At 65.2% G+C, this 16,027-nt stretch carries 11 protein-coding genes; 10 read left to right on the top strand and 1 reads right to left on the bottom strand.

Translation table 11 applies throughout. The features are described from left to right. The first annotated feature begins 40 nt into the window (after positions 1-40). The 6 genes from ASE82_RS11635 to ASE82_RS11660 all read left to right on the top strand — a co-directional run bounded on the left by ASE82_RS11635 (position 41) and on the right by ASE82_RS11660 (position 12,700). A complete protein-coding gene (locus ASE82_RS11635; protein ID WP_235524676.1) occupies positions 41-2,173 on the top strand; it encodes an autotransporter assembly complex protein TamA in 2,133 nt (710 codons plus the stop codon). After that, on the top strand, positions 2,173-6,414 hold the full coding sequence (locus ASE82_RS11640) for a translocation/assembly module TamB domain-containing protein (RefSeq protein ID WP_056063113.1): 4,242 nt from the start codon (positions 2,173-2,175) through the stop codon (positions 6,412-6,414). Before ASE82_RS11635 ends, ASE82_RS11640 begins: the two co-directional genes overlap by 1 nt. Before the next feature lie 69 nt (positions 6,415-6,483). After that, entirely contained in the window at positions 6,484-7,965 is a 1,482-nt protein-coding gene (locus ASE82_RS11645) for a flavin-containing monooxygenase (RefSeq protein WP_056063116.1), read from the top strand. Between the two features lie 445 nt (positions 7,966-8,410). Then, positions 8,411-9,763 (top strand): EAL domain-containing protein, encoded by a 1,353-nt coding sequence (locus ASE82_RS11650; protein ID WP_082441448.1) that lies wholly within the window; start codon positions 8,411-8,413, stop codon positions 9,761-9,763. A 5-nt stretch (positions 9,764-9,768) separates the two neighbouring features. Beyond that, positions 9,769-12,243: an ATP-binding response regulator gene (locus ASE82_RS18930; RefSeq protein WP_082441449.1), complete on the top strand. Its 2,475-nt coding sequence runs from the start codon at positions 9,769-9,771 to the stop codon at positions 12,241-12,243. A 64-nt stretch (positions 12,244-12,307) separates the two neighbouring features. Continuing rightward, complete coding sequence (locus ASE82_RS11660) at positions 12,308-12,700, top strand: response regulator (protein WP_056063121.1); 393 nt, start codon at positions 12,308-12,310, stop codon at positions 12,698-12,700. On the opposite strand, the gene ASE82_RS11665 is transcribed toward ASE82_RS11660, so the two are convergent. Next, positions 12,697-13,566, bottom strand: coding sequence for a class I SAM-dependent methyltransferase (locus tag ASE82_RS11665; protein WP_200910715.1), 870 nt, complete (start codon positions 13,564-13,566; stop codon positions 12,697-12,699). The two genes, ASE82_RS11660 and ASE82_RS11665, sit on opposite strands and share 4 nt — an antisense overlap. A 60-nt stretch (positions 13,567-13,626) precedes the next feature. Here ASE82_RS11665 and ASE82_RS19480 point away from each other — a divergent pair, with 60 nt between their 5' ends. The 4 genes from ASE82_RS19480 to ASE82_RS11685 are packed head-to-tail and all read left to right on the top strand — an operon-like array spanning position 13,627 to position 15,891. Then, entirely contained in the window at positions 13,627-14,349 is a 723-nt protein-coding gene (locus ASE82_RS19480) for a ComF family protein (protein WP_200910716.1), read from the top strand. Between the two features lie 32 nt (positions 14,350-14,381). Continuing rightward, positions 14,382-14,636 carry a glutaredoxin 3 gene (gene grxC / locus ASE82_RS11675; RefSeq protein WP_056063132.1) on the top strand — a complete coding sequence of 85 codons (255 nt, stop codon included), beginning with the start codon at positions 14,382-14,384 and terminating at the stop codon, positions 14,634-14,636. Further along, the gene (locus ASE82_RS11680; RefSeq protein ID WP_056063134.1) at positions 14,636-15,463 is read left to right on the top strand and encodes a carbon-nitrogen hydrolase family protein; all 828 of its coding nucleotides are present in this window, start codon (positions 14,636-14,638) and stop codon (positions 15,461-15,463) included. The genes grxC and ASE82_RS11680 overlap by 1 nt, the downstream gene beginning before the upstream one ends. Continuing rightward, positions 15,460-15,891: a DUF1178 family protein gene (locus tag ASE82_RS11685; protein WP_056063136.1), complete on the top strand. Its 432-nt coding sequence runs from the start codon at positions 15,460-15,462 to the stop codon at positions 15,889-15,891. The genes ASE82_RS11680 and ASE82_RS11685 overlap by 4 nt, the downstream gene beginning before the upstream one ends. Positions 15,892-16,027 lie beyond the last annotated feature (136 nt).

Raw genomic sequence — 16,027 nt, forward strand, 5'->3', positions numbered from 1 at the left:
TTGGCTCGCTCTGGCGTTGGTAGCGTCGACAACGGGATTCGTGGGCACCGGTTCCGCGCAATTGGTGAAGCCGGGTACCGCCCCGGCCAAGGGCCCTGACGCGCCTAAGCCAAGCGACCAGCCGCAGTCGAACGATCCGCGTTCCGACGCGCCGATCGTGCCTGACGCCGAGTTCGACAGCGCCTTGCCGCCGTTGAGCGGCGACCTGAATGCGCCGTTGGAGGCGATGGCACCGTTGCCTGCTCCATCTACTCAGGCACCTGCGACGCCAGCCACGGCAACGGCCCCCGCGACCACGCTGGCGGGCGACGTCCTGCCGCCGACCGGCCCGAGCGATCCGCAACTCGCGCAGCCGCTGACGCCGCTGTCGAGCTTCGACACGACACCGCTCCAGACGGCGGCGGACATCAAGGACAAGGACGCGCCCGAGATCCGCTACGAGACCGCGACCAAGGGTCTAGACAAGGCGGGCGACGGGCTCGAAGGTGAATACAAGGCGCTGTCTGCGCTCGCCGAGGGCAAGGGCAAGGCGGCGAACGCCACGCAGGTCGCGGCTCGCGCGCGTGAGGACGAGGCGCTGGCGGTGCGGTTGCTGAAGTCGCTTGGCTATTATGACGCGACCGCGATCTCGACGATCGAAACGATCCTCGACGCCGACAAGACCAAGCCCGCGCGGCTGAAGGCGACGGTCAGCGCGCAACCCGGCCGGCTCTATTCGCTGTCGTCGATCACCGTGAAGGCGGACGCGACGACCCCGCCCGACCTCGTCCGCACGCAATTACCGCTCAAGGTCGGCGATCCGATCGAGGCCGCCCGCATCCAGGGCGCGGAGGCCAATGTCAGCCTGATGCTGCCGCAGCAGGGCTATCCGTTCGTCAAGGTCGGCGAGCGCGACATCCTGCTCGACGACCAGACCCCGACCGGCGCGTACACGCTGCCCGTCGATACCGGCCCGCGCTCGTCGTTCGGGCAGCTTCGCACCGAAGGCGATCCGGTCTTCAATCTCGAGCATCTGAACCTGTTCCCGCGGTTCAAGTCGGGTGAACTCTACGATAACCGGATGACCGATGACCTGCGCGATGCGCTGGTCGCGACGTCGCTGTTCTCGACGGTGTCGGTCGAGCCGGTCCGCACCGGCACGATCAACCCCGACGGCACCGAGCAGGTCGACTTGCTGGTCCGCCAGAGCGAGGGCAAGCCGCGCTCGCTTGGTGGCAATGTCGGGTTCTCGACCGGGCAGGGCTTCCGCGCGGAAGGCACATGGCAGCACCGCAACCTGTTCCCGTACGAGGGCGCGCTGATCGCCTCGGTCATCGCCGGTACGCAGGAGCAGGGCGTGTCGGGCACGTTCCGCCGCGCCAACGCCGGCAAGCGCGACAAGACGTTCAGCCTGACCGCCGGCGCGAATCACTCGAATTACGACGCCTATGACGCGTTCACGACCAGCGTCGGCGTCCGCTGGAGCTACGATTCCACGCCGATCTGGCAAAAGCGGCTGACCTATTATTACGGCGGCGAACTCGTCGGCACGAACGAGAGCGTCTACGACTTCGGACAAGGCAAGGACGTCCGCCGCACCTACGGCATCGTCGCGCTTCCGGGCCAAGTGAAGTTCGATCGCTCGGACAGCCTGCTCAATCCGACCAAGGGCTATCGCCTGACGCTCAACCTCAGCCCCGAGACATCGGTGCAGGGGTCGGTCAAGCCGTATATCCGCACGATGATCGAGGGGACGTTCTACTATCCCGTCTCCAGCAGCATCGTCATTGCCGGGCGCGCCAAGGCGGGCTCGATCCAGGGCGTCGACCGCGACGATCTCGCCCCCTCGCGGCGCTATTACGGCGGCGGCGGCGGATCGGTGCGCGGCTATGGCTATCAGCGGCTTGGGCCGTTCGATCCCAACGGCAATCCGGTCGGCGGCCGTTCGCTCAACGAATTTGCGCTCGAAGCCCGCTACCGGTTCGGCGATTTCGGCATCGTGCCATTCATCGACGCCGGCAACAGCTATGAGAGCAGCACGCCCGACCTGTCGTCCTTGCGCTACGGTGCGGGCATCGGCGGGCGCTTCTACACCAGCTTCGGCCCGATGCGGTTCGACGTCGCGACTCCGCTGAACCCCCGCAAGGGTGACGGCAAGGTCGCCCTCTACATCTCGATCGGGCAGGCATTCTGATGGCCGAAAACGGCACTCCGCACGTCGAGACGACGCAGGAAACGGTGATCGTCGAACGACGCCCGCTGTGGCAGCGCATCCTGAAATGGCTGGCGATCCTGGTCGTCGGCTTGATCGCGCTCGTCCTGATCGTGCTGTTCGGGATCAACACCGATCCGGGCCGGCGTCTCGTCGCAGACCAGATCGGCGGCTACACCACCGCATCCGGGCTGAACATCAAGGTCGGCCGGATCGACGGCTCGATCTACGGCGCGATGACGCTCAGCGACGTGCGCGTGTCGGATCCCAAGGGCGTGTTCCTGACCAGCCCGAAGCTCGCCGTCGACTGGCGTCCGTTCGCGTTCGCCAAGAACCATGTCGACGTGCGCTCGCTGACCACGCCGCTGGTCACGCTGCAGCGCCGCCCGATACTCAACGCAACGCCGACCGATCCCAACGCGCCGCTGCTGCCCGATCTCGACATCGACGTGAACCGACTGGTGATCGATCGCTTCCTGATCGCCAAGCCGGTCACCGGCCAGACGCATATCGTCAAGATCGACGGCGCGGTCCACATCGCCGACAAGCGCGCGCAATTGACCACCAACGCGACCGCGCTGACCGGCCCCGGCATCGCCGGTGGCGACCGCCTTGTTCTCAAGCTCGACGCGGTGCCCGAGCAGAACAAGCTCGACGTCAACGTGAAGCTGACCGCGCCGGTCGGCGGCGTCGTCTCGACGATGGGGTCGTTCAAGGCACCGCTGACTGCGACCGTCGATGGCCGCGGCAGTTGGGCCTCGTGGCAGGGTCGCGCCGTCGCGACCTTGGGCGGCGGACAGCTGGCGAACCTCGGGCTGACCGCGAAGAACGGTCATATCGAAGTCCGCGGTTCGACGCGGCCCGGCCTGTATCTCGAAGGTCCGGTCGAGCGCCTGACGTCGCCACAGCTCGACGTCGCGATCGATACCACGCTCAACGACCGCAAGGCCGACACGCGGATGACGCTGAAGTCGGACGCGCTCGCGGTCGACGCCGGTGGCCTGATCGATCTCGCGAACAGCCGCTTCGGCAATTTCGCGGTCAACGCGACGCTGCTGACCCCGGGCGCGATCCTGCCGAACCTGCGCGGTCGTGATGTCACGGCCCGCGTCGTCCTCGACGGTGCGTTCGCGACGCCGACGGTCGACTACAAGGTCCGCGCCGCCACGATCGCGTTCGGCGACATGGGCGTCGAGAACCTCTACGCCGAGGGGCTCGCGCGCGTGAACTCCGACCGCATCCTCGTGCCGATCAAGGCGCGCGCACGTCGCGTGACGGGGCTCAATGCCGCCGTCGGCGGGCTCGCGACCAACGTCGCGATCGACGGCGACTTCGCGATCTCGGGCGTCAACGTCCTATCTGACAACCTCAAGATCCGTTCGGACAAGATCGACGCGACCGCGGTGGTCGTCGCGAACATGGCGACCGGTCGCTACACCGGCGCGCTGAAGGGGCGGATCAACAACTACCGCGTCGACGGCATCGGCATCGTCAACCTGACGACCGACGCCAAGCTGGTACCGGGCCCGAACGGCGGCTTCGGGATCACCGGCCGCGTCATTGCGCAGACGTCGCAGATCTTCAACGAAGGTGCGCGCAGCTTCCTCGGCGGCAACGCGATCGTCCGATCGGACATCGGCTACAGCCCCGAAGGCATCGTCACCTTCCGCAATCTCCGGATGAACGCGCCACAGTTCCGCGTGACCAGCGGCGAAGGCCGGTTCGATCCGGCCACCGGCGCGGTGCTGGTGAATGCCGACGCGTATTCGACCGCCTACGGCCCATTGTCCGCCCGCGTGACGGGTAGCGCGACGGCTCCTGTCGTCGTCCTGCGCGCACCGCGTCCGGGCGTGGGCGTCGGTCTCGTCAATCTCAACGCGCGGATCGTCGGACGCGGTGGCGCCTATGCCGTCACCGCAAGCGGCGGCACCAATTACGGACCTTTTACAGCCGACGTGCTGGTCAAGCCGGGCGCGCAGCTCGCGGTCGACGTTCGTCGCGTGGTGTTCGCCGGGATCGTCGGCAGCGGCCGGATCGTCCAGACCGCGGCCGGTCCGTTCGCGGGCGCGCTCCAGTTCGCTGGGCAGGGCTTGTCGGGCAATGTCCGTCTCGCCAACCAGGGCGGCTACCAGCGCGCCGACGTCGCGGCCCGTGCCAACGGCGCGAAGATCCCCGGCATGGTCGACTTCACCATCGGCCGCGCGATCGTCAACGCCACCGCGGTGCTGACGCCGACGCCACAGATCGTCGCCGACGCACAGGTCGCGGACATGCGTTACGGCGCGATCGTCCTCTCCGCGGCACGGGCGAAGGTCAATTATGTCGGCGGCAACGGCACTGCACAGGCGCTTCTGACCGGGTCGAACGGCGTGCCGTTCCGCCTCGCGGTCAACGCCAAGCTCAGCCCGAACAATTACCTCGTCGCCGCACAGGGCCAGGCAAACGGCATCGACTTCCGCACCGTCAATCCGGCGCGCATCCAGGCGGTGAAGGGCGAGTATCGCCTGTCGCCGACCCGGATCGACTTCGGTGGCGCAGGCGGTGGCTCGGCGCGCTTGGCGGGCACCTACGGCCGCGGCACGAACGCGCAGGTCCGCCTCGATCGCCTCGACTTGTCGACGCTCTCCGCCCTCGTCCCCAACCTCGGCATCGGCGGCAAGGCGACCGGCAGCCTCGACTTCGCTCAGGCAAACTCGGCGGCACTGCCGACCGCCGACGCACGCGTGACCGTCACCAACTTTACCCGCTCGGGTCTCGCTGCCGTCTCCGACCCCGTCGACATCGTGTTCGCCGGGACGCTCGGCGGCGAGGGCGCGACCGGTCGTGCGCTGGTGCGTCGCGGGACGTCGGTGATCGGCCGCATGGTCGCCAACCTGAGGCCGCTGCCGGCCGGCAACGGCTCGTGGAGCACGCGCCTGATGGCCGCGCCGCTGTCGGGCGGGATCCGCTATAATGGCCCGTCCGCGGTGCTGTTCAGCTTTGCCGCAATCCCGAACCAGCAGCTGTTGGGGCCGATCGCGGTCGCCGCTGACTTCTCCGGGCGCTTGTCCGCACCGCAGTTGAACGGCGTCGTCCGCGCCGACAATCTGACCTACGATAACGAGACCTATGGCACGCGCCTGTCGCAGATGCGGATCGCTGGGCGGTTCTCGAACACTGACCTGCAACTGACGCAGCTGACTGCGAAGGCCGGCGATGGCACCGTGCAGGCACAAGGCTCGATCGGCTTCGCGGCGGACAGTGGCTTCCCAATCGATCTGCGCGCGACGCTGAATAATGCGCAGCTTGCCAAGAGCGACGCGATCAGCGCCACGACGACGGGTACGGTGCACCTGACCAACGGACGCAACGGCGGCCTGATCCAAGGCGATCTCCAGATCCCAGAGGCACGCTACCAGATCATCCGCCAAGGTCAGGCCGAGGTGCCCGAACTGACTGGCGTGCGCCGCAAGAGCGACATTCGCACACCACTCTCGACCGACCGGTCGCAGGTGCCCGAGGTCGGCAAGTTCAAGCTCGACCTCCGCGTCCGTGCGCCGAACCAGCTGTTCGTCTCGGGCATGGGCCTTGAGTCCGAATGGGAGATGGACATGCACATCGGCGGCACGTCCGCCGCACCGATCGTTACGGGCGGGCTCGACATCGTTCGCGGCACCTATTCGTTCTCGGGCAAGCGGTTCGAGGTCAACAAAGGCCAGATCCGCTTCCGTGGTGGCGCGCTGACCGATCCGGACATCAACATCCAGGCGACCACCACGACCAGCGACATCACCGTCGTCATCAACGTCACCGGGACCGGCCAGAAGCCGCAGATCGCGTTTACGTCGACGCCGGTCCTGCCGCAGGACGAGGTGCTCAGCCGCCTGTTGTTCGGGTCGAGCCCGGCCAATCTGTCGGCGACCGAGGCGATCCAGCTGGCGTCCGCACTGAACTCGCTGCGCGGGTCGGGTGGCGGCGGTCTGAACCCGCTCGGCAAGCTGCGCTCGGCGACCGGGTTCGACCGGTTGCGCGTGCTCGGTGCCGATCAGGCGACCGGGCGCGGCACCAGCCTCGCGGCGGGTAAGTACATCACGAAGAACATCTATGTAGAGATCGTGACCGACGCGAAGGGCTTCACCTCGACCCAGCTCGAGATCGCGTTGACCAAGGCGCTCAGCCTGTTGTCGGCCGCGGGATCGAGCGGCGGGCAGAGCGCGAGCGTGAAATATACGAAGGACTATTGAGTAAAGATCACAACAGGATAGGTTTGGTTATGAAACCTACGGCGTAACGCCGGGGCGCGAGGATGCAGCATGACCGAACATGTCGACGTGATCGTGGTGGGCGCCGGCATTTCCGGGATCGGCACCGGCTACCACCTCCAGACGCGTTGCCCCGACCGCAGCTATATGATCCTCGAAGGCCGGCAGTCGATGGGCGGGACGTGGGACCTGTTCCGCTATCCCGGCATCCGCTCCGATTCGGACATGCACACGCTGGGATTCGTCTTCCACCCCTGGACGGCGGCCAAGTCGATCGCCGACGGCCCCTCGATCCGCGCCTATGTCGAGGAAACGGCGCAAGCGTACGGCATCGACCGAAAGATCCGCTACGGCCATCACGTCAAGTCGGCGGCATGGTCGACCAAGGATGCACGCTGGACGGTCGAGGCGACGGGACCCGATGGCCCGGTGAAGCTAACCTGCAACTTCCTCTCGATGTGCGCGGGCTATTACAATTACGCCAAGGCCTACTCGCCCGAATTCGAGGGCGCGGAGAGCTTCGCCGGGCAGATCGTCCACCCGCAATTCTGGCCCGAGAACCTCGACTATAGCGGCAAGCGAGTCGTCGTGATCGGCAGCGGCGCGACCGCCGTGACGCTGGTCCCGTCGATGGCGAAGACCGCGGCGCACGTGACGATGCTCCAGCGCTCGCCGACGTACATCGTCGCGCGGCCGGGCGAGGACGGCGTGGCGAACTGGCTACGCGGCAAACTGCCGGCCAAGGCGGCGTACGGCATCACGCGGTGGAAGAACGTGCTGATGGGCATGTTCTTCTACCGGATGGCACGGAAGAAGCCCGCCGTCGTGAAGGAACGGATGATCGGCATGGTCCGCGATCACTTGGGCCCCGACTACGACGTCGCGACACACTTCACCCCGCGCTACAACCCGTGGGACCAGCGTGTCTGCCTGGTTCCCGACGGCGACCTGTTCACCGCGATCAATGCCGGCACAGCCTCGATCGTCACCGACACGATCGCGCGGATCACGCCTGACGGCATCCATCTTGATTCGGGGAAGGACCTGCCTGCCGACGTGATCGTCACGGCGACGGGCCTCGAACTGCAATTGATGAGCGGAGCCGCGTTCAGCCTCGACGGGAAGCCGATCGAACTCGCCGGGCGACTCCAGTACAAGGGCATGATGTTCGACGGCGTGCCGAACCTGTCCTCGACCTTCGGCTACACCAACGCGTCGTGGACGCTGAAGGCGGACCTGACGGCGATCTACATGTGCCGGCTGTTGAATACGTTGAAGAAGCGCGGCCTGCGTCAGGCGATGCCGTTCAACAATGATCCGACGATGAAGAGCGAGTCGTTCCTCGATTTCACATCGGGGTACGTGCAGCGCGCTGCTGCGGCTTTACCGACGCAGGGAGAGCGCAAGCCATGGAAGTTGAACCAGAATTACGCCCTGGACGTGCTTGCGCTCAAGTTCGGCTCGATCGATGATGCGATGCGGTTCTCGAACCCGGTGCAGGCTCGTGCGCGGCGCGAGGACGTTACCGCCTGAGGGTACCGTTTTGAGTCCCGACTAGCAGTCGGGGCATCCAGAATCGGCGCGGGGTTTGCCTAAGTAGGTTCACGCTTCGCCGATGAAAAGACTATAAAGCAAAATCAGCGCGTAGCGGGCGGGCAGTTGCGCCGAAGTGCCTCGGTCCAGACAGCAGTCACTTTAAAGTGTCGGCCCGAACACCGAGGCGCGCCCTTATTCGACGCCTCCGCAATGTTCGAGCCGACCGGCATTCACCAGGGGCGAATGCCTTCGCCGTAAACGAGCGCGATAATGAGCTTCAGCATGTTTTGCTCCCTAATTGGCACCGAGAAGGTGCCGGTTCCGAATATCGGTTAATGAAGCGTTAAACAATAACATTTGTAATTTGTTAACCATCTTCTTGGCGTCCTAGCGTGCTAGGTGCTTAAGGGTATATTTATGCGTCCGAGCTATTCGGAGTGGGATGAGCCACATTCCGCACGGTCAGGTCGAAGGCAGCCCGCATTTAGGGGGCATTCGGCTGTTGGACGCCGACCTGTCGATAAAGCGCACGCGGGATGCGATATGCCAAGCTTCACAAGGCTCTTGGCGGTTTCTCGTGCTTGCCGAGGTTGCGAATTTCGCGGTGTTGCGGCGTCATCTCGGACGATCGAGGGCGGACACCGTGATAGTCGATGTCGCAGCGCGGATCGCCGATACGCTGCCCGACGCCAGGGTCATGGTCGCGGGACGCGACACGGCGGAAATCGTCTTCGAGAGCGAGGCACGGCTAGCCTTGGACGTTGCGATCGCCGCGCTGGAAATCGCGTTCGAGGACCCGTTCGACATCGACGGGGAGTCGTATGTGATCCATATCCAGTTGGGGGCTGCCGCCGCCTCGGCGCACCGCGACGAGGTCCTGCTCATAGAAGAGGCCGAGCACGCGTTGCGCGAAGCTCGGGCCGAACGAATCACGATCGCGCGGGATGTCACCGGCAACCCTGCGGCAATGGATCGTGCCGAGCTATCGCTGGACCTGACGCGTGCGATCGAAAAGGAGGAACTGTTCCTCCAATACCAGCCAAAGGTTCATCTCCGTCGCCAGGAGGTCACGAGCGTCGAGGCGCTGGTCCGCTGGAACCACCCGACACGCGGGCTCGTGCTGCCCAACGACTTCATTCCTCTGGCCGAGGAGTCGCGGGATATCGTCGCACTCACGTTGTGGACGATCCGCCGTTCGATTGCCGATCAGAAGGCACTGGCTGCCAGTGGTCACGACCTCCGGATTTTCATCAACATCGCGGGGGCATTGCTCGCCGACAAGCGCTTCGTTCGTCGCGCCTGCGAGTTGGTGCAGGCGAGCGGGGCGCAACTCGGGTTTGAGATCACGGAGACGTCGGTCATCCGTGACCCGGAAAGCGCGATCGCAAACCTCAAGATATTCGCGGATATTGGGATCGTCATCGCGATCGACGATTACGGAGCCGGCTTGTCGTCGCTGGCGTATTTGAAGCAGTTGCCGGCACGCGAACTGAAGATCGACAAGCTTTTCGTGACGCAACTTACCAGTTCGAATCGCGACCCGCTGATCGTCCGCTCGACGATCGACCTCGCGCACGCGCTCGAGATGGAGGTGGTCGCAGAGGGTGTCGAGACCCAGGCGGCGATGGCACTGTTGTCGGTGATGGGCTGCGACATGATCCAGGGGTTCCTCATTAGCCGACCGATCAACCTCGATGCGCTGATCCATTTTCTCGATGATGGAAAGTATCAGGCTTTGGCAGCCGATATGCGCGCGCCGTTCAATCGTCTTGCGACCGTCTGGAAGCGCGCCTGATCGCAATGGCGCAGCGCTGGATCGTAGCGGCCGCCGCCGTAGCCCTGACGTTCATCGGCCCAGCCGTGTCCGCGCAACCGGCTATCGTCCAAGCAGAGGACGTTGCTGCCGACCGATACGAGACGACGGTCGCGGATGCCAATGCGACGATGCTGGTCGATCCGGCCAAGGCGTTGCCCAAAGCGATCGTTGCCGAACGCCTTGGTGCACAAATCGCCGACAAGAAAGCTCGCGGTATCGCGATCGCCACCGCGCAATGGCTGCAAGGCGAGGCGTATCTCCGGATCAATACTCCCGACAAGGCGGATGTACTCATCCGGGGGGCACTTGCGGCGGTGAAACGGTATCAGCCAAAGTCGAAGCTTCATGCCGACCTGCTCATATCGATGGGGTGGCTCGACAGCTATCAGGGCCATGTCGGCAATGCTCTGATCGACTATCAACTGGCATTCGGTATCTACCGAAAGCTTGGCGATGCTCGGGGGCAGTCGCGGGCGCTGGTCTTTATCGCGTTGCTCTATACGCAGGCTAAGGACCCCGAGACGTCGGACCGCTATTATCAGCAGGCGCTCGATATTTATCGGGGGGACGTCAATATCGCCGTCTCCGTTTACAACAACCGTGCCTTGGTGTTCGCCGAGGACAAACAATACAAGAAGGCCGCGGAGCAGTTCAAGAACGCGCTCGATCTGGCGAAGCAGCTCAACAGCAGGAACCTGCTCGAGCTGATCTATATGAACATCGCGCGCGTGCAGCTCGAACTTGGCAACCTGACGCTTGCGGACCGGGCGATCGCGAACGGGCGGGCGACGGCCGATCCCAGTGACCCGAGTCTCGCAGGGCGCCTGACGGCAACGGCAGCGCAGGCGGCGTTGCAACACGGCGACCTGCCACGCGCTAATCGATTGATCGAAAGCGCGCTGGTCGGGATCGATCCGAAAACCACGGGCATCTCGTACCGCGATTTTCATCAGACCGCGTACAATGTCTTCACGGCAACGGGCGACACCACTTCGGCGCTGGTCCATCTCCAAGCCCTCAAGCGCCTCGACGACGCGGGCACCAAGCTCGCTACCGACACGAAGACCGCGCTGATGGCGGCGCGGTTCGATTTCGCCAATCAGGAGTTGCGGATCAGCCAGCTCAAGGCCAGCGAATTGCAGCGCAGTATCGCGTTCGAGCGCACGCAGGCGCGGACTCAGCGGAATATCTTCATCGCGACGGGCGCGGCGGTCGCTGTCGTCATTGTTCTGCTGGCGATCGGGCTGGTTACGATCCGTCGCAGCCGGGATCAGGTACGCGCTGCCAACGACGACCTCGCGACGACGAACAGCGCATTGGGTAAGGCGCTGGCCGCCAAGACCGAGTTCCTGGCCACGACCAGTCACGAGATCCGGACGCCGCTGAACGGTATTCTGGGCATGACTCAGGTGATGCTGGCGGACCCGACGCTTCCGGCGGACATGCGCGACCGGCTTGGCGTGGTGCATGGCGCCGGGATCACGATGCGGGCGCTCGTCAACGACATCCTGGACGTCGCCAAGATGGAAACCGGCAACCTGACGATCGAGGCGGCTCCGTTCGACGTCTGCGCAACGGTGACGGACGCGGCGCGGATGTGGGAAGAGCAGGCGCGCGCGAAAGGGCTTTCCTTCACCGTCGATGTCGGCGGTTGCCCTGCGATGATCATGGGCGACGCCGCACGGGTTCGACAGATCGTCTTCAATCTCCTGTCGAACGCGCTGAAGTTCACCAAGGCGGGCCATGTCGCGCTGAGCATTCAGGTCGGCGACGACGACCGACTGCGCGTCACCGTCACCGATTCCGGCATCGGTGTTCCCGCCGACAAGATCGAGGAGATCTTCGAATCGTTCCGTCAAGCCGATGCCGGGACGACACGACAATTCGGTGGCACTGGCTTGGGACTGTCGATCTGTCGCAATCTGGCGCGGGCCATGGGCGGTGACGTGTCCGTCAGCAGCATCGTGGGGCAGGGGGCGACCTTCACGCTCGTCCTGCCGCTGATCCGTGCCGACACGAAGGCGGTCGAGATCGTTGAAACGGATACGCGACCGGGCACGCTGATCGTCGATCGCAACCCGATCACGCGCAGCATGTTCAAGACTTTGCTCGCGCCTTACGGCGGCCCGATCGCCTTCGCGGCGTCGGTCGACGAAGCGGTCATGCGTCTTGCCGATGGGGACGTCGCGCGCGTGCTGATCGACGATGCGACGGTGCGCGCGAGCAACGACGCGCTGGGCGGACTGTCGCGGATTGCCGAGGCGGCGTATATCTCGGGTGCCGAGACGACGTTGTTGTGGCCTGTCGCCGCAGAGAGGGAGCGCGAGGAACTGCTGCGTACGGGGATCACGCGGGTCGTTGCGAAGCCGGTGAGCGGGGGCGCGCTGATTGCGATGATGTTCGATGGATCGGTATCGACCAACGGCGTGAATCCGGACCTTGTATCGCATGCTGCATGAGGCGTAGAGGCGGCCATATGGCCACGATATATCCTCCTTTGATCTATGTTAAGCGGGGGGTGCGGTGAACGTTTTGTTCATCGAGGACGACCGGATGAACCGTCGTGTCGTCAAGGATATGCTCGACGTTGCCGGCGTATCGATGGTCGAGGCGGAGAGTGCGGAACGCGGTCTCGAAATCCTCGATGAACAGGAGTTCGCGATGATCCTCGTCGATCTGCGGATGCCCGGCATGGACGGTATCACCGCGATCGAACATATTCGTGCCCGGCAGGACGCCAAGGCCAAGGTGCCGATCATCGTCGTTACCGCGGATATCGCGCCCGATCTGCGGGAGCGCTGTCTGACGGCGGGTGCGGACGACGTTATTTTCAAGCCGGTCGCGATGGATTCCCTGTTCGACGCGATGGGTGTGATCCTGGCACGCGGGGCCGAGGGCGACGGTGTGATCGGCTAGTCGCCGCTTTGATCGTGGCGTCCTAGCGCTGCACCGAGCGATGCAGTCGCGCTGCCGCGTTTCGCTGGCTTGGGCTGCGAAGGGTCCGGCGACCAGCCGGTCAGGAATACGATCTGGAATGTCTCGTGGGTTCGGCCACGATCGTCCGACGCGCCAGCGAAGGCAGCGGCGGTCCGTCCTACCGTCGCGGACACCAGGGGCCGGCGCTGCGCGAGGATGTTACCTGCTGCCATTCCGCGCAGATCACCGAACAGCCGGCCGAGATCGCGATAGCCCACGTCGAGCGTCTCCACATCGGCCACGGGTAGGGCAAACCCCGCACGCATCAGCAGGTCGCCGGCGGATCGTACGTCGATCTGCGGATGGAGACGCGCGGCGGGCCGCTCGCTTTCCGCGGACCTCAGTGCGCTGCGCAGTGCCGGCAAACTCCCCGCACCGACGAACGCGCCGAGAAACAGGCCGTCGGGGCGGAGCACGCGGCGGATCAAGGACAGCGCGCCGGGCAGGTCGTTGACCTGATCGAGTACGCCAGCGCTCACCACGAGATCGAACGAGGCATCGGCGAAGGGGAGGCGATCCTCGTCTGCCTGCACGCCACCCGGCTTGGCGGCAAACGCGAACCCCGCATCGCAGCGCGCCACTCGCGCACCCGGCGGTGGGGTGAAGGCGCCGTCGAAACAACCGAGATCGAGGATGTCGGCGAAGTCGCGCGTCACCGCATCCAGCCGCTCAGCGATCCCGTCGAGCATCGTCGCGCGCAGGAAATCATGCTCGGCATAGCCCGGCGCGGCGCGGTCCCGGCGGACACGGCGCGCGGCGCGGTCGAAGATCTCGGGGGCGGAGTTTTCTGAAACGATATCGGACACGTCTTCGCTTGTGCCGTGGTCGCCCGCGTCCGACAAGGGCTGGCACTCATGGGGGGCTCGATGACAATACTCGCCCCGTTCCGCTTCATCGCCGGGATCGCCTTGCCGCCGCGATGCGCCGGTTGCGGCACGCCGGTTGCCGAGGATCACCGGTTCTGCGCGATCTGCTGGACCGGATTGCGCTTCCTGGGCCCGCCGTGGTGTGCGGGCTGCAACCAACCCTTCGCGTTCGATCGTGGTGAGGACGCGCGGTGTGCGGCATGCCTCGAGGATCCGCCACGTCATGTCGGCGTCCGCGCCGCCGTCGCGTACGGTCCGATCGCGCGGACGCTGGCGTTGCGACTGAAGTATGGCGGTCGTATCGCCTTTGCGGAGACCATGGCGCGACAGATGCGGCGCCTGCTGCCGGACGAGGTCGACCTGCTTGTGCCGGTGCCACTGCACCGCTGGCGAATATGGTCGCGCGGCTTCAACCAGGCGGCGCTGATCGCCGACGCCATCGCGGCGGTTTCGGGGGTAGGGCACGATCGCACCGTTCTGACGCGGCCCAGACGGACAATCCTGTTGCGCGGGCTCGGCGGACGACAGCGAGCAAAGGCGGTGTCGGGCGCGTTCGCGGTTACGGCGCGGAGCCGCGTGCGGGGCAGGGCGATCGCGCTGGTGGACGACGTCTACACCAGTGGCGCGACCGCCGACGCATGTACCCGCGCGCTGCTCAAGGCGGGCGCGCGATCGGTCGTGATCCTGTGCTGGGCGCGGGTCTTGCCGGCGTCTGACGATTGACAACGGCAAACCGAGACCACATTTCCCGCTGCATGGCTAAAGTCGAAATCTACACCAAGGCGTTCTGTCCGTATTGCACGCGCGCGCTGAAGCTCCTCGCGTCGAAGGGGGTCGAGCCCGAACAGTTCGACGTCACGATGGGGGGGCCGAAAAAGGCCGAGATGGTCGAGCGGTCGGGTGGTCGCATGACGATGCCGCAGGTCTTTATCGACGGTAAGCACATCGGCGGATCCGACGATCTGGCTGCGCTCGACGCGAAGGGCGGCCTCGACGCACTCCTCGCCTGATGGCGAAGATCGGCGTCCTCCAGATGACGAGCGGGATCGATCCCGCCGTCAACGCCGCGACGCTGGTCGAAGCGATCCGTGACGCGGGAAAGGCCGGCGCGGCGGTCCTGTTCACGCCTGAAATGTCCGGGCTGATCGATCGCGATCGGTCTCGCGGAGCATCCTCGATCGTCACCGAGAACGCGGACCCGGTGCTCGCCGCCGTGCGTGCCGCGGCCGCCGAGGCCGGTGTCTGGGTTCATCTGGGCTCGCTCGCCGTGCGGCGGCCCGACGGCAAGTTCGCCAATCGTGGGTTCGTGATCGATGCGGCCGGGGCGATCCGCGCGCGCTACGACAAGATCCATCTGTTCGACGTCGACCTCCCAACCGGCGAAAGCTGGCGTGAGTCCGCCGCCTACGTCGGTGGCGACGCGGCGATCGTCGTCGATACGCCGGCAGGACGCCTAGGTCCGTCGATCTGCTACGATGTGCGGTTCGCGGATCTCTATCGTGCGCTCAGCGATGCAGGCGCGACGATCCTTTCAGTTCCCGCTGCCTTCACGCGTCCGACCGGCGCCGCGCACTGGCATATCCTGCTGCGCGCGCGGGCGATCGAAGCGTGCGCATACGTCGTCGCAGCCGCGCAGACGGGCGTTCATGCGGACGGACGCGAGACCTATGGCCATTCTCTGGTCGTCGATCCGTGGGGGGACGTGATCCTCGACATGGGCGAGACGGCCGGGCTTGCCTTCGCCGAGATCAATCCCGCTCGCGTAGAGTACGTCCGGTCCCGCATTCCGGTGATCGCCCATCGTCGCGCGATTCCCGCCGTTACCAGCCTGTCGTGATCGTCTTCGACCTCAGATGCGGCGGCGGGCACGTGTTCGAGGCGTGGTTCGGATCGAGCGACGCGTATGAAAGCCAGCGTAAAGCGGGGCAGGTGCAATGCCCGGTCTGCAACGGTGGCGATGTGACCAAGGCGGTCATGGCGCCTGCAATTCCATCGAAGAGCAACTCGAAGCCCTCTCCGCCGAGCCCGGACGCGTTGAAGGCCGCTATGAAGATGCTTGCCGCGCGGCAAGCAAAAGCGCTCGAATCGTCGGAATGGGTCGGCACCGCCTTTGCCGACCGCGCCCGCGCGATGCATCTCGGCGAGGAGAAGCAGGCGACGATCCATGGTCAGGCCAGTCTCGCCGAGGCGAAGACACTGGTTGACGAGGGCGTGCCGGTCGCGCCGCTGCCGCTGCCCGTCGTTCCGCCCGAAAAGACCAACTGAGCCGCGTTCGGGCCCGATTTCAGGCGGCACGTGGCGGAAGAGGTGTCCGTCGAACTAATCGTCTGACACCGTATGATAACGTCGATCTGAACGCAGCTACTGCTCTGATTGTGCAAGATATTCCTAGCCGCTTCGT

This window comes from Sphingomonas sp. Leaf230 (genome assembly GCF_001421745.1).
In the GTDB taxonomy this organism is placed as follows: domain Bacteria; phylum Pseudomonadota; class Alphaproteobacteria; order Sphingomonadales; family Sphingomonadaceae; genus Sphingomonas.